General features: G+C 65.6%; 14 protein-coding genes. 5 read left to right on the top strand and 9 right to left on the bottom strand.

The annotated features are described in order from the left end of the window. Entirely contained in the window at positions 1-1,485 is a 1,485-nt protein-coding gene (gene mqo / locus H290_RS28530; RefSeq protein WP_051122030.1) for a malate dehydrogenase (quinone), read from the bottom strand. A 206-nt stretch (positions 1,486-1,691) separates the two neighbouring features. Here mqo and H290_RS0113395 point away from each other — a divergent pair, with 206 nt between their 5' ends. Next, on the top strand, positions 1,692-2,708 hold the full coding sequence (locus H290_RS0113395; protein ID WP_020107323.1) for an alpha/beta hydrolase: 1,017 nt from the start codon (positions 1,692-1,694) through the stop codon (positions 2,706-2,708). After that, positions 2,701-4,119, top strand: a complete 1,419-nt coding sequence (locus H290_RS0113390) for a mycothione reductase (protein WP_020107322.1) — start codon at positions 2,701-2,703, stop codon at positions 4,117-4,119. Before H290_RS0113395 ends, H290_RS0113390 begins: the two co-directional genes overlap by 8 nt. Positions 4,120-4,123: 4 nt before the next feature. Here the strand turns inward: H290_RS0113390 and H290_RS0113385 are convergent, their stop codons facing one another. The 3 genes from H290_RS0113385 to map all read right to left on the bottom strand — a co-directional run bounded on the left by H290_RS0113385 (position 4,124) and on the right by map (position 7,425). Then, positions 4,124-4,924: an alpha/beta fold hydrolase gene (locus H290_RS0113385; RefSeq protein ID WP_028463152.1), complete on the bottom strand. Its 801-nt coding sequence runs from the start codon at positions 4,922-4,924 to the stop codon at positions 4,124-4,126. Between the two features lie 98 nt (positions 4,925-5,022). Next, a complete protein-coding gene (locus tag H290_RS0113380) occupies positions 5,023-6,558 on the bottom strand; it encodes a cobyric acid synthase (RefSeq protein WP_020107320.1) in 1,536 nt (511 codons plus the stop codon). 3 nt (positions 6,559-6,561) lie between these two features. Further along, the gene (map, locus tag H290_RS0113375) at positions 6,562-7,425 is read right to left on the bottom strand and encodes a type I methionyl aminopeptidase (RefSeq protein ID WP_020107319.1); all 864 of its coding nucleotides are present in this window, start codon (positions 7,423-7,425) and stop codon (positions 6,562-6,564) included. Positions 7,426-7,520: 95 nt separating this feature from the next. Here map and H290_RS0113370 point away from each other — a divergent pair, with 95 nt between their 5' ends. The 3 genes from H290_RS0113370 to H290_RS0113360 are packed head-to-tail and all read left to right on the top strand — an operon-like array spanning position 7,521 to position 10,470. Next, positions 7,521-8,573, top strand: coding sequence for a hemin ABC transporter substrate-binding protein (locus H290_RS0113370; protein ID WP_051122000.1), 1,053 nt, complete (start codon positions 7,521-7,523; stop codon positions 8,571-8,573). Further along, positions 8,570-9,652 carry an iron chelate uptake ABC transporter family permease subunit gene (locus H290_RS0113365; RefSeq protein WP_020107317.1) on the top strand — a complete coding sequence of 361 codons (1,083 nt, stop codon included), beginning with the start codon at positions 8,570-8,572 and terminating at the stop codon, positions 9,650-9,652. The genes H290_RS0113370 and H290_RS0113365 overlap by 4 nt, the downstream gene beginning before the upstream one ends. After that, positions 9,649-10,470, top strand: a complete 822-nt coding sequence (locus H290_RS0113360; RefSeq protein WP_020107316.1) for a heme ABC transporter ATP-binding protein — start codon at positions 9,649-9,651, stop codon at positions 10,468-10,470. The genes H290_RS0113365 and H290_RS0113360 overlap by 4 nt, the downstream gene beginning before the upstream one ends. Positions 10,471-10,609: 139 nt before the next feature. Here the strand turns inward: H290_RS0113360 and H290_RS0113355 are convergent, their stop codons facing one another. The 5 genes from H290_RS0113355 to dxr form a co-directional block, all read right to left on the bottom strand. Further along, the gene (locus H290_RS0113355) at positions 10,610-12,427 is read right to left on the bottom strand and encodes a penicillin-binding transpeptidase domain-containing protein (RefSeq protein WP_020107315.1); all 1,818 of its coding nucleotides are present in this window, start codon (positions 12,425-12,427) and stop codon (positions 10,610-10,612) included. Positions 12,428-12,488: 61 nt separating this feature from the next. Beyond that, entirely contained in the window at positions 12,489-13,325 is an 837-nt protein-coding gene (locus H290_RS0113350) for a GNAT family N-acetyltransferase (protein WP_020107314.1), read from the bottom strand. A gap of 68 nt (positions 13,326-13,393) precedes the next feature. After that, positions 13,394-14,557 carry a flavodoxin-dependent (E)-4-hydroxy-3-methylbut-2-enyl-diphosphate synthase gene (gene ispG / locus H290_RS0113345; protein ID WP_020107313.1) on the bottom strand — a complete coding sequence of 388 codons (1,164 nt, stop codon included), beginning with the start codon at positions 14,555-14,557 and terminating at the stop codon, positions 13,394-13,396. A gap of 52 nt (positions 14,558-14,609) precedes the next feature. Next, positions 14,610-15,815: an RIP metalloprotease gene (locus H290_RS0113340; RefSeq protein WP_020107312.1), complete on the bottom strand. Its 1,206-nt coding sequence runs from the start codon at positions 15,813-15,815 to the stop codon at positions 14,610-14,612. A 23-nt stretch (positions 15,816-15,838) separates the two neighbouring features. Then, on the bottom strand, positions 15,839-17,008 hold the full coding sequence (gene dxr, locus H290_RS0113335; RefSeq protein WP_020107311.1) for a 1-deoxy-D-xylulose-5-phosphate reductoisomerase: 1,170 nt from the start codon (positions 17,006-17,008) through the stop codon (positions 15,839-15,841). Positions 17,009-17,056 lie beyond the last annotated feature (48 nt).

Below are 17,056 nucleotides of genomic sequence, written 5' to 3'. Positions count from 1 at the left end.
TCACACGGCGGCAGGTGCTGCCAGGTGAGCAGATGCGTCACCGGTGCCCTGACCGTGGTTGTCGGCCAACTTCAGGATCTTCGATGACCAATCCCACACCTGCCCGAACAGGCCCGGGTTGTCGTTCAGCTTGGTGCCGTACGACGGGATCATCTCGGTGAGCTGCGGCTCCCAGGACTGGTAGTGCTTCGGGAAGCAGCGTTCGAGAACGTCCAGCATGGCCGGAACCGCCGTCGAGGCACCCGGTGAGGCGCCCAGCAGACCGGCGATGCTGCCGTCTTCGGCAGCGACCACCGCGGTACCGAACTCGAGCACGCCGCCGCGACCCTTCTTTCGGATCACCTGGACGCGCTGGCCGGCGACGATCATCTCCCAGTCCTCACCGGCAGCCCGGGGCACGAACTCGGACAGTGTCTCCACCCGGTCGGCGGGCCCGGCGGCCAGTTCGCTGATCAGGTACTTCAGCAGACCGAATTCCTTGGGAGCGATCGACAACATCGGGATCGCGTTGCCCGGCTTGATCGACGCGAGCAGGTCGGTGTTCTTGCCCTCTTTGAGGAACTTCGGCGACCAGCCGGCATACGGCCCGAACAGCAGTCCGGCGGTGCCGTTGATGACGCGGGTGTCGAGGTGCGGGACGGACATCGGGGGTGCACCCACCGCGGCCTTGCCGTAGACCTTGGCGCTGTGGTCGGCGATCAGGTCCTTGTTGGTGCAGCGGAAGAATGCGCCGCTGACCGGGAAGCCACCAAATCCCTTGGCTTCCTTGATGCCCGACTTCTGCAGGAGCTGCAGCGCACCACCACCGGCACCGACGAACACAAAGTTCGCCTTGGCCGTGGACTTCTCTTTGGTGCGAAGGTTCTTGACCTTGAGCTTCCAGCTGCCGTCGGACTGTTTGTCCAGGTTCGTGACGGCGTGACCGAAGTTCACGGTGCCACCGGAACGGCCGACGAAGCCGAGCATCTGCTGGGTGAGCGCGCCGAAGTCCACGTCCGTGCCACCGGTGAACCAGTTGAGTGCCACCGGATCCGAAAAATCGCGGCCGGCCGACATCAGCGGCAGGCGCTTGGTGAACTCGTCGGGGTCGGTGATGTATTCCATGCCCTTGAACAGGGTCTGCCCGGCCAGGTTGTCGTAACGCTTGCGGAGATAGTCGACATTCGACGCGCCGTGGACGAAGCCCACGTGAGGAATGGGGTTGATGAACTCTTCGGGAGTACCGAGGACACCGGTCTCGACCGAGTTGGCCCAGAACTGACGGGACACCTGGAACTGTTCGTTGATCGTCAGTGCCTTGGTGATGTCCACATCACCGTCGGCGGTCTGCGGGGTGTAGTTCAACTCACACAGTGCGGAGTGCCCCGTGCCCGCGTTGTTCCACGGATCGCTGCTCTCGGCGGCGGCGGCGTCGAGGCGCTCGTAAATGCTGATCGACCAATCCGGCTGCAGGCGATGCAACAGCGTCGCCAGCGTGGCGCTCATGATTCCCGCGCCTACCAGCGCAATGTCGGTTGTGATCACTCCACCGGCGCGCGGGGTTGCAGACTCAGACACTCCAGCTCAACTTCCTGTTTCAGCCTATCTACCTGTGCCGAACATTGTTCCTCATCCGCCGGGGTCTTCTCCAACTGGCCGTCCGCGCCGCGCCGCGACACCCCCGGCACCGGCGCGCTCTACAGTGGACAATCGTGGCACCTTCCTCCTGGCAGCCCGATGCCCTCGGCCCGGACTTCTCGACACTGACCTTCGATCTGGGACCCGATCCCGACGGTGAGGGCCAGATCGCGGCGTCGCTGGTCCGTCACCGGGAGCCGTCGGCAACGTCCGCGGCGGTCCTCTACGTCCATGGCTTCACCGACTACTTCTTCCAGCGCGAACTCGCCGAGTTCTTCACCTCGCGAGGTTACGCGTTCTACGCCCTGGATCTGCGTAAATGCGGTCGTTCGCAACGTCCTGGGCAGACCCCTCACCAAATCACCGATCTGGCGGCCTACGACACCGAACTCGACCTGGCCCTGGCCCGGATCAACACGGAGACACAAGGCGTCCCGGTGATCGTGGTCGCCCACTCCACCGGAGGCCTCATCACCCCGCTGTGGCTCGACCGGCTGCGCTCGCGACCCAGCCCGTCGGCCGGTGGCCCGGCGGGCCTGATCCTGAACTCGCCCTGGTTCGATCTGCAGGGCGCGCCGCTCCTTCGTACCGTCGGCACCACCGTGATCAACTCGGTCGCCCGAGTCCGTCCACTGCAGGCGATCCCCCGCAAACTCGAGGGAGCCTACGGCCGGAGCCTGCACAACTCCGTCCACGGCGAGTGGGAGTACGACCTCAATTACAAACCGCTCGACGGATATCCGGTGACATTCGGATTCCTCAGCGCGGTCCGTCGTGGCCAGGCCCGCCTGCATCAGGGGCTCGATGTCGGGGTCCCGTCGCTGGTGCTCCGCTCCGATGCGACAACACTCGCCGGTCCCGGCCCCGATGGTGCGGTGCCGCACATCGATTCGGCCGATGGCGTTCTGGATACGCGACAGATCGCCCGCTGGGCCGGCTGCCTGGGCGACCGAACCAGCGTGGTGCCCGTGCCCGGTGCCCGGCATGACGTCTTCTTGTCGAGCGCAGGTGTCCGCGAACTCGCGTACACCGAAATGGACAACTGGTTGCTGAGCAACCAAGAACGAATACGAGGTGGACAGAATGCCTGAACCGACAGCCATCGGAGAACCGAAGAGGGTTGATCTGGCGATCATCGGATCGGGTACCGGTAATTCCATCCCCGACGAGCGATTCGACGACCAGCAGATCGCGATCTTCGAAGAGAGCATCTACGGCGGTACCTGCCTGAACGTCGGCTGCATCCCCACCAAGATGTTCGTCTACGCCGCCGAGGTCGCCGCGACCATCAGGGAAGGCGAGCGCCTCGGTGTCACGGGCTCGGTCACCTCGGTGGACTGGCCCGGCATCGTCAACCGGGTCTTCGGGCGCATCGACCCGATCTCCGCCGGCGGCAAGCGATACCGCGTCGAGGACTGCGACAACATCACGGTCTACTCCAGCCATGTCGAATTCGACGGTGTCGATGCCGACGGCCGGTATCGATTACGCACTGCCGCAGGCGATCTCGTCCTTGCGACCAAGGTTGTCATCGCATCCGGTTCGCGCCCGGTGATACCCGAGGTCATCACCGACAGCGGCGTGACCTTCCATACCAACGACGACGTCATGCGACTGCCGGAGGTACCCGAACACCTCATCATCGTGGGCAGCGGCTACATCGCCGCAGAGTTCGCCCATGTCTTCGGCGCACTGGGCTCCAAGGTCACGATCATCGCCCGCAGCGGTGCGATGCTCCGCGCCCAGGACCACGACATCTCGGCCCGATTCACCGAGATCGCCTCCGCCGCCTGGGATGTGCAATTCAACGCCAAGATCACCGACCTGCAGTCCACCGAGCGGGGACTGCGAATGGAACTGGGCGACGGTACCGTCCTCGACGCCGACGCCGACGCATTGCTCGTTGCCGTCGGCCGGATCCCCAACTCCGACAAACTCGGACTCGACTCCATCGGTGTCGGCGTGGACGACGAAGGCCGGATCCGTCGGGATGCGTACGGCCGCACCGCAGCTCGAGGTGTCTGGACACTGGGTGACGTCAGCTCTCCGCACCAGCTCAAGCACGTCGCCAACCACGAGGGGCGCGTTGTACAGGCAAACCTGTTGCGAGACTGGGACGGAACCGATCTCGATTCCTTCGACAACCGGTTCGTCCCGGCGGCGGTGTTCACCCACCCGCAGATCGCCTCGGTCGGGTTGACCGAAACCCAGGCCATCGAGGCCGGCCTGGACATCACCGTCAAGATCCAGGCCTACGGCGACGTCGCCTACGGCTGGGCGATGGAAGACACCACCGGCCTGTGCAAGCTGATCGCGGAGAAGGGAACCGGCCGACTGCTCGGCGGGCACATCATCGGCCCGCAGGCTCCGACCGTGATCCAGCCACTGATCCAGGCGATGTCATTCGGCATCGACGCGCGCACCCTGGCGCGGGGCCAGTACTGGATCCATCCGGCGATGCCCGAGGTCCTCGAGAACGCCCTGCTCGGCCTGGATATCTAGCGGTTCACCACACGGACGACCGCAGCGCGATCTCGCTGGCAACGGCAGCGGGAGCGTTCTGCGGGATCCAGTGATCAACACCTTCGAGTGCCGAGAAACGGAAGTCGGAGTAGACGAATCGCCCGCTGGCCTCGGCCTGCTCGCGTCCCAGTGCCGTATCGCCGTCACCCCAGAGCACCGTGGTCGGCGTCTCGATCGGTCCGCAGGCGAGGTGGGACTTGATGTCGCCGGTGAAGTTGGCGCGGTACCAGTTCAGTGCCGCGGTCAGCGCCGGTCGTTCCGTGAGGGGCAGAACGCTGTCGTCGGGCACGAGTTCGCGCAGGACCTTGGCGTCGTCCGCGAGCATCGCATCCTCGGATCCGGGCTTGACGAAGTCGAGGATGTACGACGACCTGTCGCGTTGGTCGCTCGACGCCAGCGATGCCGAGATGGCCGACGGATGGCCGACACTGATCGCCACCAGTCCGGTGACCCGCTGTGGATGTTTCGAGGCCAGATGCCAGGCGACCAACGCCCCCATGTCGTGGCCGACGACCATCGAGTACCCGACACCCAGGGCGTCGAGGATGCCGATGGCGTCGGAGACCAGATGCCCGAACTCGTAGTTCTCGGCACCCTCGGGCCGGGCCCCGGCGCTGTATCCACGCTGATCGGGAACGATCGTCCGGAGGCCGGATTCGTGCAAACGACCGACTACCTGATCGAAACAGGCTCCGGTGGTCGGGAATCCGTGCAACAGGAGGACTGCGGGTCCGTTGTCGGGGCCACCGATCCGGACGTCGAATTCCAGGTCGCCCACAGTGATGCTGCGGTGTTCGATGCTCACCGCGCCAGCCTACGTGCCGATGACCGCGCTGCGGGTGAACCCCGCAACAGATGTATGCGGCGACACCGGCGCAAGGATCAGGTCAACGCGGTCGTGATCACCGGCAATCCGCCGGTCGGCCCTTGTGCGATGATCTCCATCACGCGTTCGAAGTCCAGGTGTGTCTCGACCAGATCGGCGATCAGATCGAGCTGCGCCATGCGGGCCGCGTCGAACGAGGTCCGGCCGGCCACGAATCCGGGCCGTCCGGCCTGCGCGGCCACGTTCCCCAGGTAGTCCCGCCGGAACTCGTCGCACGCCAGCAACCCGTGCCAGTGCGTCCCGACAACCGCACCGCGGATACTGCCCTCCGGACCGAAGTCGTTGTCGGTCAGCAACGACGCATCATTGTTGGCAACGACCCGGCCATGATGGATCTCGTACCCGTGCACGGGTTTTCCGAATGCGTTGCCACGAACCTGCCGCAGGACTTTGTCGGTCTCGAACCGGATTCGCAGATCGAGCACGCCGAGACCCGGTACCGTGCCCACCCCGGCCTCGACATCGTCGACGATCTCGCGCCCCAGCATCTGGTATCCCCCGCAGACGCCCAGAACCGGCCGCCCCGCGGCAGCCCTGGCGATCAACGCGACGTCCAGGCCCCGCGACCGCAACCACGCCAGATCCGAGACCGTCGCCTTGCTACCGGGCAGCACCGCAAGGTCCGCCGAGGCCACCGCCGCCGCATCGTCGACCCACCGGACATCAACACCCGGTTCACAGGCCAGCGCCTCGACATCGGTCGAATTCGAGATGCGGGGCAGCCTGATCGCGGCCACCGACAGGCGCTCGGTACCCAGGGCCGCCGCCGCCCGGCCGACGGTGTGACCGACAACCGACGCCAAGGAATCCTCCGCGTCGAGCCATAGGCCCTCGGCAAAGGGCACCACCCCCAGCGTGGGCCTGCCGGTGAGTTGTTCGAGTTGCACCAGTCCCGGCTCGAGCAGCGATTGGTCTCCGCGGAACTTGTTGATCACAAAACCGGAGATGCGGGCCTGATCCGAGGGACTCAGGCACGCCACCGTGCCGAGTAGATGGGCCAGCACTCCCCCACGATCGATGTCGCCGACCACCACCACCGGGAGATCGGCCGCCTGCGCCAGACCCATGTTGGCGATGTCGGAACGCCGCAGATTGATCTCGGCGGGCGAACCCGCACCCTCGCAGATCACGACGTCGAAATCAGTACGCAGAGAAGCCAATTCGTCGGCCACGATCTGTGCCAACGCCGCGCGCCGGGTGTGATAGTCGGCGGCACCCACGGTTCCGTCCACGTGTCCTCGCACCACCACCTGCGACTGCCGGTCGCTGCCGGGCTTGAGAAGCACCGGGTTGAAGCGGACCGACGGCGCCAGTCCGCAGGCGACGGCCTGCATGGCCTGTGCCCGGCCGATCTCACCGCCGTCGAGCGTGACCGCCGAGTTGTTCGACATGTTCTGCGCCTTGAACGGCGCCACCGACACCCCACGTCGATGGAGGGCACGGCACAGACCTGCCACGATCAGGCTCTTACCGGCATCAGAACTCGTTCCGGCGACCAGGAGCGCGCCCCGGATCGATTGCGCGTCCGGCACCGATCAGGCGTCCGGCAGGGTCAGGATCTCGGTTCCCGAGTCGGTCACGACCAGCGTGTGCTCGAACTGGGCGGTCCACTTCTTGTCGGCGGTCACGACGGTCCAGCCGTCATCCCAGATGCTGTATTCGAGTGCACCCAGATTGATCATCGGCTCGATGGTGAACACCATGCCGGGCTCGATGACGGTGTCGATGTTCGGCTGGTCGTAATGCAGGATCACCAGGCCGTTGTGGAATGTCTCCCCGATCCCGTGACCGGTGAAGTCGCGGACGACGTTGTAGCCGAACCGATTCGCGTACGACTCGATGACCCGGCCGATCACGTTCAGCTCGCGTCCGGGACGTACGGCTTTGATCGCGCGGGCGGTGGCCTCACGCGTGCGCTCCACCAGGTCGACGACCTCGGGCGCAACATCGCCGGCCAGGAACGTCGCATTGGTGTCGCCGTGCACGCCGTCGATGTAGGCCGTCACATCGATGTTCACGATGTCGCCGTCCTCGATCACCGTCGAGTCCGGGATGCCGTGGCAGATCACCTCGTTGAGCGAGGTGCAGCACGATTTGGGAAAGCCCTTGTAGCCCAGGGTCGACGGGTACGCGCCGTGATCGATCATGTACTCGTGTGCCACGCGGTCGAGTTCATCGGTGGTGACACCGGGGGCCACGGCCCGGCCTGCCTCGGCGAGCGCATTGGCGGCGATCTTCGACGCCAGCCGCATCTTCTCGATGGTCTCCGGGGTCTGCACCCACGGTTCATGGCCTTCATTGGCGGTGGATTTCCACACATACTCGGGACGAGCGATCTTGCTGGGGACCGACAGCGTCGGTGAGATCTTTCCGGGGGCGAGGGCGGCACGAACTGGCATGCGCACCAGCCTAGCCCGAGGCGGCCGGCTCTTGGCCTGAGGTTGCAAAACCGGAAGTAAGGTTATGCTCACATGACCTGTGAGAGGGGTGGTGGATGACAGGCAGTCGGAGGTCGGCTGCGCACGGCTACAAAGCCATTGCCGCAGTGCTGGCCCTCCTGGTATGTGGAATTGTGGGCTGCTCGACCGCCCCGATCACCGACCCCTCGCAGAGTTCCGCAGCTCCCGGCGAGTTCCTGCGATCAGGTCCCCGGACCGCGGTCATCGCAGGACCTGTGGTCGAACCGATCGCCGTGAATCCGACTCCGGTTCTGCCCGTGACGGTCCCGTCGCCGGGCCACGGAGATGTCACCGTCACCGATGTGAGCCGGATCATCCCCATCGACCGCGGCGGGACGCTCGCCAACATCGTCTACTCGTTGGGGCTGGGCCCCAATGTGATCGCGAAATCGCGCGCCGCCGGAATCCCGGAAGCCGACAAACTGCCGGTGATCACCGATTCCGGCCATGCGGTCAACGTCGAAGCTGTCCTGGCCCAGAATCCGACGGTCGTGCTCATCGACGAATCGACCACGCCGCCGGGAACCATCGATCAATTGATCGCCGCCGGTCAGACCGTCGTGGTGTTCACCAGCGACCGGACCATCGCCACCACTCCGACGTTGATCCAGGATGTCGCCGATTCGCTCGGGGTACCCGAGGAAGGTGAGCAACTCGCCACCCGCACCGTCAATCAGATCGAGGCGGCCCGGCAACTGGTCCCGGAAGCCGCCCGCGGCGCGAAGATGGCATTTCTCTACCTGCGCGGACCACGGCTGCAACTGCTCTCCGGCCCGGGCTCCGGCGCCGACGACCTGATCACCACACTCGGGGGCGTCGACGCGGGTACCGCGGCCGGACTGAAGGCGGCATTCACCACGGTCAACACCGAAGCGATGATCAACGCGGACCCGGATGTGATCATCGTGATGACCCAGGGTGCCGATTCGGTCGGTGGTATCGACAAGGTGGTGACGCTGCCGGGATTGGCCCACACCGACGCCGGACGCAACAGCCGGGTGGTCCAGATGGATGAAGGCGAGGTTCTGACCTTCGGGCCCAACACGGGGCGGGTTCTCGCAGCCCTGGCCCAGGCGATCTACCAATGACCTCACTCAAGGACCGCGTCACCGCGACCACCGGCGCGCGGGCGAACCTCTGGACCCGCAACACCGCGATCATCGCGCTGATGCTGTTGCTGCTGGTGGTCCTGGTGGGCTGGTCGGCGTCCGTCGGCCAGGTCCCGATCCCACCCGCAGAAGTCTTCGGTTCGGTCATGCATCACATGGGATTCGACATCGGCCCGATGCCGGCTTCACCCGTGGGCGAAGCAACGTTGTGGGAGGTCCGGTTCCCGCGCATCGTGATGGGTCTGCTCGTCGGAGCGACCCTGGCCTGCGGCGGCTGCCTGATGCAGGGCGTGCTCGCCAACCCGCTGGCCGAACCCGGTGTCATCGGGGTGTCCGCGGGAGCGGCGGTCGGCGCCTGCGTGACGATTGTCTCCGGCGGAATCTGGGCCAGTGTCTGGGGTATCGCCGGTGCCGCGTTCATCACTGCGCTGATCACCGTGGCGATGGTCTACGCGTTGTCGATGCGCGACGGCTCGTCGTCCCCGGTGATGCTGATCCTCATCGGTATCGCGGTCAACGCCTTCGCCTCCGGCATCATCGCGTTCCTGACTTTCGCCGCCGACACCAACGATCGTGAACAGATCGTCTTCTGGCAGTTGGGGTCGTTGCAGGGCGTCGGCTGGAAGCCGGTGTGGGTGGTGTTGCCCATCGCCGTCGTCGCGATCTCCGCGAGCATGCTGCTGGTGCGACGTCTCGATCTGCTCTCACTCGGTGAGATCTCGGCCGCGGCACTCGGTGTGCCCGTGGAAACCGTACGACGCTTCGCGATCCTGTTGGTCGCGTTGTTGACCGCGGCGGCAGTCGCTTTCACCGGCATCGTCCTGTTCGTGGGCCTCGTGGTGCCGCACGTGATGCGGCTCATCGTCGGCCCACGGCACCTGATCCTGCTTCCGACAAGTGTCATCGGCGGGGCCATCGTGATCTGCGCCGCCGACCTGGGTTCACGGACGCTGATCGACGGTGCCGACATACCGCTCGGTGTGCTGACCTCGCTGGTGGGCGGGCCGGTGTTCTTCCTGCTGCTTCGGCGCAGCCGTCACGCGGGGGTGGGCTGGTGAACCGGCCCGCCCTGACCGCGGCCGGTGTCGAGGTGACGATCGGTGGCCGTCGCATCGTGGCCGGCATCGACCTCGAACTGCATCACGGTGAGATCGTCGCCCTGGTCGGCCCCAACGGCTGCGGCAAATCGACGCTGCTGTCCGGACTCGGCGGACTGCGACCGTTGTCTTCGGGAACCGTGAGTTTCGACGGCACCGGCCTCACCTCCATCGGCGCGCTGGAGCTGGCCCGCCGGCGCGCCCTTGTCACCCAATCGGGGCGGACCGACATCCCGTTCCTGGTCCACGAAGTGGTCGAGATGGGCCGCTATCCCTGGAGCCGAACTCCGCAGGCGGCACAGTCCGCGGCGATCATCGAAGAGTCGATGGCCGAGTGCGACCTGCTAGAGATTCGGGACCGGCCGTTCAGTCAACTATCCGGTGGGCAACAGGCCCGGGTCTCGCTGGCCCGGGCACTGGCGCAGCACGCCGGCATCCTGATGCTCGACGAACCGACGGCGGCGCTGGACATCCACCATCAGGAACGCGTGCTGGCGCTGCTGGCCAAGCGTCGGGCCGCCGGTGCGGCAGTCCTCATGGTCGTCCATGATCTTTCGCTCGCGGCGGCATATGCGAATCGGGTGATCCTGATGAAGGCCGGGCAGATCGTGGCCACCGGGCCGACTGAATCCGTGATGACCCCTGAGCTCCTGTCGAGGATCTACGACCATCGGGTGTTGACGTGGACTCATCCCGACACCGGTCAATTGGTGGTTCTGCCCGACAGATCGCATGCCCCGACCGCAGGTCACCCGGGCCGGCGGGGTACTCCCCTCTAGCGCCCCGCCGACCCGGGTCATGATCTGACGCCGGCAATCCAGTTGCGGTTCCACTGACGACCGAATCCGCAATCGGCAGCAATCGAGGAAATTATAGGCAGGGTGTCTTTTAGAACGCCAGCGCTACGCAGCGCTGCCGTCATTCCGGCAGCGCGGCCAACATCTGATGGGTGACGGCCACCGCGTTGTCGGAGCTGCCACCGAGGACAACCAGCGTCGCGAATGCCAGGTCACCGCGGTATCCGGCGAACCAGGCGTGCGATCCACCGTCGACCTCGGCCTCCCCGGTCTTGCCGTAGACGACCCCGAGATCTGCCATCCGAAGGGCGGTTCCGGATGCGATCACCTCACGCATCATGGGGCGGATCCCGTTGATCGCGTCCACGTCTGCCGCCGGATGTGGTCCGGCGATGGTGGTTTCACGGCCCAGGATCAGCTGGGGAACCGGTGTCGAGCCGTGGGCCACCGTCGCGGCCACCATGGCCAATCCGAACGGGCTGGTGAGCACCTTGCCCTGACCGAAACCGTCTTCGGTCCGTTGTACCAATTCCGGCGCTATCGGCACCGACCCGGAATCGAGGGGTAGACCGACCACGGAATACTCCGGTCCGATTCCCATCGACGCCGCCGCACGCGTGAGGTCGGAGGGCCCCATCTGGCTGGCGAGTTTCGCAAAGGTGGTGTTGCATGACCGTGCGAATGCGGTCTGCATCGGCACGACACCCAGCGCGAAGCCGTTGTAGTTGGGCACGCTTCGTTCACCGATCGTGATCTCGCCCGGGCAACCGACCATCGTCGAGGGTGTCGCCAGGCCGGTCTCCATCGCGGCCACCGACGTCACCATCTTGAACGTCGAACCCGGCGGATACAGGCCGATCGTCGCGATCTGTCCGTCTTTGTCGGCCAACTTGTTCTGTGCCACGGCGAGGATGCGGCCGGTGGACGGTTGGATGACAACCATCGCCACCTGAAAGTCGTTGCGGGTGTTGACCGCTCGCTGTGCGGCTTCCTGCACCTGGCGCGACAGACTGATCTCGACGGCCGGCGCCGGATCCGGGGGCGTCTGCGCCAGGACCCCGGCGTCGGCGCCGTTGGGATTGACCGCCACCACCTGCCAACCGGCCTTGCCATCGAGGTCCTTGGAGACCTCTTTTTTGACCTGCGCGAGCAACGCCGGCGCGAAGTCCGGATCCGGGGCCACCAGATCCGACTGCTCCACGGCGCTGACACCGGGCAGCCCGGCCAGACGATCCCGCACCAGGTCGTAGTCGCGTTCACTCAGGATGATCACCGAGTACGTCCCGCTGTGTCCGGTCGCCTGCTCGGCGATCACCTGCGCCGACATGTCGGGCTCAAACCTTTGCAACGCCTCGGCCAGGGCGCCGGCAGTCGAGGCCACCGCACCTGACTGTGCGGCCACGGCCGCGTCGAACTGGATGTTCAGGACCGTGCCGGGCACCAGAACGTTGGTTCCGTCGCTCTCGCGCACCGGGGCGCGGTCTGGTGTCAGGGTCCGCAACGACATTGTCTGCGTGCCACCGAGCTGCGGATGAATGGCGGTGGGCACCCAGCGAACCACCCACCCGGTGTCGTTCCTGGACATCTGCAACGTCGCCGAGTATTCCCAGCTGTCCTCGCCGGGGAGCTCCCACGTGTAGTCGGCACTGACCGTCGCGGTGTCGCCGGTGATCTTCACCTGACCGGTGTCCGCCGACATGTCTGTGGCCCGCAGGCCGTCCCAGGTGGCCGTCACCGCAGCTGCAGCGGGATCAGGGCGGTCGGTCGCTTGACCCGCCCGCTCGGGGTCGTTGTCGGCGAAAGCGTTCAGGAACCGTTGCGCGGCCGCGCCGGGGCCGTTGTCATCTGCTGAACAGGCCAGAGCGGTTGCCGACAAGGCGAGTGTGGTGACAACAACCACAAGTACCTTGATCTGCCGGCGGCCGGCGATACGAATCATCACCGGTCATGCTATTTGCGAACGGCACCCGAACCCGGTTGCCACGCAGGAAAATCCGAGGTCAGTCGACCAGAACGGTGGCGAAGGTGCCGACCTCGTGCATGCCGACGCGCCGATAGGCCTCGCGGGCAGCGATATTGAACGAATTGACGTACAGGCTGGCGGTTCGGCCACCGGCGACGATCGCCTCGACCACGGTCGCGGTACCGGACGCCCCGAGTCCGAGGCCACGCTTGTCCGGGGACACCCAGACACCCTGGATCTGACCGACACTGCGGGAGAGCGCGCCGATCTCGGCCTTGAACACCACCTCGCCGTTCTCGAACCGCGCATACGCCCGACCGGCGTTGATCAGTCCGGCGATCCGGCGACGGTACGAACGCCCACCGTCGCCGGCACAGGGATCGACCCCGACCTCACCGATGAACATCTCCACCGCAGCCGGCAGGTAGGCGTCGATCTCGTCGAGGCGGACGCGCCGGACTTGCGGATCACCGGCGATCACCGGTTCTGCGGCCATCGCCAACAGTGGCTGGCTGCACCGGATTTCACGCGCCGGGCCCCAGTGTTCGCTGGTGTACTCCCACAGTGGCATCACCAGTTCGGACGGACCCACGATCGACGAGCAGGCCCGCGGATTCCGGACCGCGCGTTCGGCGAAGATGCGGACATCGTCCTGGGTTCCGAACAGCGGCACCAGATTGGCACCGGAGAAACACAGCGACGACATCGGCTGGTCGTTGCTCCACAGCTCGCCACCGAGAGATCTGGGGTGGATACCGTGGTCTTCGACCCGGGCGGCAACCATGCAGGAGGCAACCGGATCCTGTGCCAGGGCATGGGTCACCGCGTAGTAGTCCCGCTCACCCAGCGGACGGTCACCCAACAGCTTCAGCACCGCGGCTCCCAGGGTCGTAGCAGACTTTTACGTTCTCTCGCCATTCTGCCAGCCGGGAACCGTCGCGGTCAGCTCACCGTGACAATCGGTTCGCCGGATTCCGATTCGCCGGCGGCTTCGGCGATGCGCATCGCCTCCTCGATGAGTGTCTCCACGATCTGTGCCTCGGGGACGGTCTTGATGACCTCGCCCTTGACGAAGATCTGGCCTCGGCCGTTGCCCGAGGCGACCCCGAGGTCGGCTTCGCGGGCCTCGCCCGGTCCGTTGACCACGCAACCCATCACGGCCACGCGCAGCGGGATCTCCATACCCTCGAGTCCGGCACTCACCTCTTCGGCGAGTTTGTAGACGTCGACCTGGGCGCGACCGCAGGACGGGCAGGACACGATCTCGAGTTTGCGGGGCCGCAGGTTCAGCGATTGCAGGATCTGGTTGCCGACCTTGATCTCTTCGATCGGCGGGGCGGACAGCGAGACGCGGATGGTGTCGCCGATACCCTCCGCCAGCAGCGCACCGAATGCGACAGCCGATTTGATCGTGCCCTGGAAAGCCGGTCCGGCCTCGGTCACACCGAGGTGAAGCGGGTAGTCGCAGGCGGCCGCGAGTTGCCGGTACGCCTCGACCATGATCACCGGGTCGTTGTGTTTGACCGAGATCTTGATGTCGCCGAACCCGTGCTCCTCGAATAGGCCCGCCTCCCACAACGCCGATTCCACCAGCGCCTCGGGGGTGGCCTTGCCGTACTTCTTGAGGAGTCGTGGATCGAGCGAGCCCGCGTTCACCCCGATCCGGATGGGGATGCCGGCGGCACCGGCGGCCTTGGCGACCTCTTTGACCCGTCCGTCGAACTCCTTGATGTTGCCGGGATTGACCCGGACGGCCGCACATCCGGCGTCGATCGCGGCGAAGATGTACTTCGGCTGGAAGTGAATGTCGGCGATGACCGGGATCTGCGACTTCTTGGCGATCGCGGGAAGCGCTTCGGCATCCTCGGGGCGAGGGCAGGCCACCCGGACGATGTCGCAGCCCGCGGCGGTCAGTTCCGCGATCTGCTGGAGCGTCGCGTTCACGTCGTGCGTCTTGGTGGTGGTCATCGACTGGACCGACACCGGGTGGTCGCTGCCCACCGGTACCGAACCGACCTGGAGTTGGCGGGTCTTGCGGCGCTGCGCAAGGACCGGTGGCGGCGCGGACGGCATCCCCAGACCGATTGCGGTTGCGTCTGCACTCATCGAGTCACTTCCTGATCTCTGCGGTTGGCTGCTTGTTGGAACGCCTTGGTTTTTAGAACGCCTTGATCGGGTTCACGATGTCCGCGGTGAGCGTCAGGGCCATGTATCCGCCCATGATCGCCAGTACGACATACGTGATCGGCATCAGTTTCATGTAGTCGACGGGCGGTCCGGCGGCCAGGCCACGGGAGCCGCGCAACGTGTTGCGCACCTTCTCGTAGCCCACGATTGCCATGTGCCCACCATCCAAGGGTAGTAGTGGCACCAAATTGAACAGTGCCAGGAAGAAGTTGATGCTTGCCAACAGGAAGATGAAGAACCACCACACACCGTGATCGGCCGCATCTCCTCCGATGACCGAGGCACCGACAACGCTCACCGGGGTGTCCGCCGCGCGTTCTCCGCCGGTGACCGATGTCCACAGATCGCTGATCTTCGAGGGCAGTGAGATCAGCGATTCCCAGGTCCGCACCATGAGGTCGCCGGTGAATCCGGCGGCGGCGGGGACCGCCCCGAGGACCGAGGGGTTCTGCCAACCGGTGTCATAGCCGATACCGACCATGCCGATTTCTTTGGTGACCGGCGCGCCCTGCTCGTCGGTGCCGGTCACGGTCACCTTTTGCGGTGTGACGATGACCTCACGCTCGGAACCGCTTCGCTCGACGGTCAGGGTGACCGGAGCCGTTCCCGCCCGCAACACCGTGCTCAGCTCGCTGGTGCTGCTGATCTTCTCCCCGTTGGCGGCGACCACGGTGTCGCCGATCTGCAGGCCGGCCTGCTGCGCCGGGCCTTCGCCCGAGCAGGATGCGAGTTCGTTGTTGTTGATGGTCGTGCCCACACACGACAACGATCCGACCTTCGCGGGCAACGTCTCGTTCAGACTCGGCAGACCCCATCCGATCGCCATGATCACGATGAGCGCGAATCCGAGGATGAGATTCATCGATGGTCCGGCGACGAGCACCACGATCCGCTTCCACGGTTTCTGCCGGAACATCGCCCGTGATTCGTCCTCCGGTGCCATGACGTCGTGCGTGGTCATGCCTGCGATGTCGCAGAATCCGCCGAGCGGGACCGCTTTCAGGCCGTACTCGGTCTCGCCTTTGCGAGTCGACCACAGCGTCGGACCGAAGCCGACAAAATAGCGGCGAACCTTCATTCCGGTGCGCTGCGCGGCCCACATGTGGCCGCACTCATGCCAGGAGATCGAGGCCAGCAAACCGAGGGCAAAGAGCACCACGCCCAACACAAACATCATCGGTCGTACTTACCCTTCTAGAACTATCGGCGACGTGCGCCGGCAACAAGTGCGCGGGCACGTTCCCGCGCCCAGGCGTCGGCCGCCAGGACCTCATCCACCGTACCTGGGTCGGCAGACCACTGATCTGCACTGCCGAGCACCTCCCCCACAATCCCGACGATCCGCGGGAAGGTGATCTCACCGGCGAAGAAGCCATCGGCTGCGGCCTCATTGGCGGCGTTGAAGACCGCCGTGAGGCATCCGCCCCGGGTTCCCGCCTCGCGGGCGAGATCGATCGCCGGGAACACCGCGTTGTCGACGGGCGCAAAGGTCCACGTACTCGCCTGACCGAAATCACAGGCGAGCGATGCCCCCGCGATCCGGTCGGGCCACCCCAGCGCCAGCGCGATCGGCAGCTTCATCGAGGGCGGCGAGGCCTTGGCGATCGTGGCCCCGTCGATGAAAGTCACCATCGAGTGCACGATCGATTGCCGGTGCACGGTCACGTCGATGCGGTCGTACGGAACACCGAACAACAGGTGCGCCTCGATCACCTCGAGCGCCTTGTTCACCAGCGTTGCCGAGTTGAGTGTGATCATCGGGCCCATCGACCACGTGGGGTGTTTGCCCGCCTGCTCCGGCGTCACATCGGTCAATTGTGCTGCATCCCAGCCGTAGAACGGTCCACCCGACGCGGTCAGGACCAGTCGGTCGACTTCCTCGGCGGTTCCGCCGCGTAGGCACTGCGCGATGGCCGAATGTTCGGAGTCGACCGCGACGATCTGTCCCGGGGCCGCCGCCGCCAGCACCAGGGCGCCACCGGCGACGAGCGACTCCTTGTTGGCCAATGCCAGCCGGGCCCCCGACGCCAGCGCCGCCAGCGTCGGTCGCAGTCCCAGCGAACCCACCACCGCGTTGAGAACGACATCGGCCTCGACGTTCTCGATCAACTCGCACATGGCATCGGGTCCACTGCGGATACCGTCGACACCGGCCATCGCGGCAACCTTGTCCGCCTTGCCGGAATCGGCCACCGCCACGGCCGAGCCGGGCAAGCCGAGGTCGACGATCTGCTTGGCGAGCAGATCCACATTTCCCCCACCGGCACCGAGGCCCACCACCGTGAAGCGGTCACGGTTGTCGGCTATCACTTCCAGTGCCTGGGTGCCGATCGATCCGGTGCTGCCGAGGATGAGAACGCGTGTGGTCACCTCCCCAGTGTCCTCGATCGGGTGGGCATTCGGTCAAGTGCGCCGAAT

The organism is Nocardia sp. 348MFTsu5.1, assembly GCF_000383535.1.
Lineage (GTDB): Bacteria > Actinomycetota > Actinomycetes > Mycobacteriales > Mycobacteriaceae > Williamsia > Williamsia faeni.
Note: the sequence above shows the minus strand (reverse complement) of the source record. Positions and strands in the feature narration are given on the sequence as shown.

Bases quoted from the DNA above. Each gene is read 5' to 3' on its own strand.
- H290_RS0113390 (WP_020107322.1), top strand. From the start codon at position 2,701: ATGCCTGAACCGACAGCCATCGGAGAACCGAAGAGGGTTGATCTGGCG.
- H290_RS0113355 (WP_020107315.1), bottom strand. From the start codon at position 12,427: ATGATTCGTATCGCCGGCCGCCGGCAGATCAAGGTACTTGTGGTTGTT.
- H290_RS0113370 (WP_051122000.1), top strand. From the start codon at position 7,521: ATGACAGGCAGTCGGAGGTCGGCTGCGCACGGCTACAAAGCCATTGCC.
- H290_RS0113365 (WP_020107317.1), top strand. From the start codon at position 8,570: ATGACCTCACTCAAGGACCGCGTCACCGCGACCACCGGCGCGCGGGCG.
- mqo (WP_051122030.1), bottom strand. From the start codon at position 1,485: ATGAGCGCCACGCTGGCGACGCTGTTGCATCGCCTGCAGCCGGATTGG.
- map (WP_020107319.1), bottom strand. From the start codon at position 7,425: ATGCCAGTTCGTGCCGCCCTCGCCCCCGGAAAGATCTCACCGACGCTG.
- ispG (WP_020107313.1), bottom strand. From the start codon at position 14,557: ATGAGTGCAGACGCAACCGCAATCGGTCTGGGGATGCCGTCCGCGCCG.
- H290_RS0113340 (WP_020107312.1), bottom strand. From the start codon at position 15,815: ATGATGTTTGTGTTGGGCGTGGTGCTCTTTGCCCTCGGTTTGCTGGCC.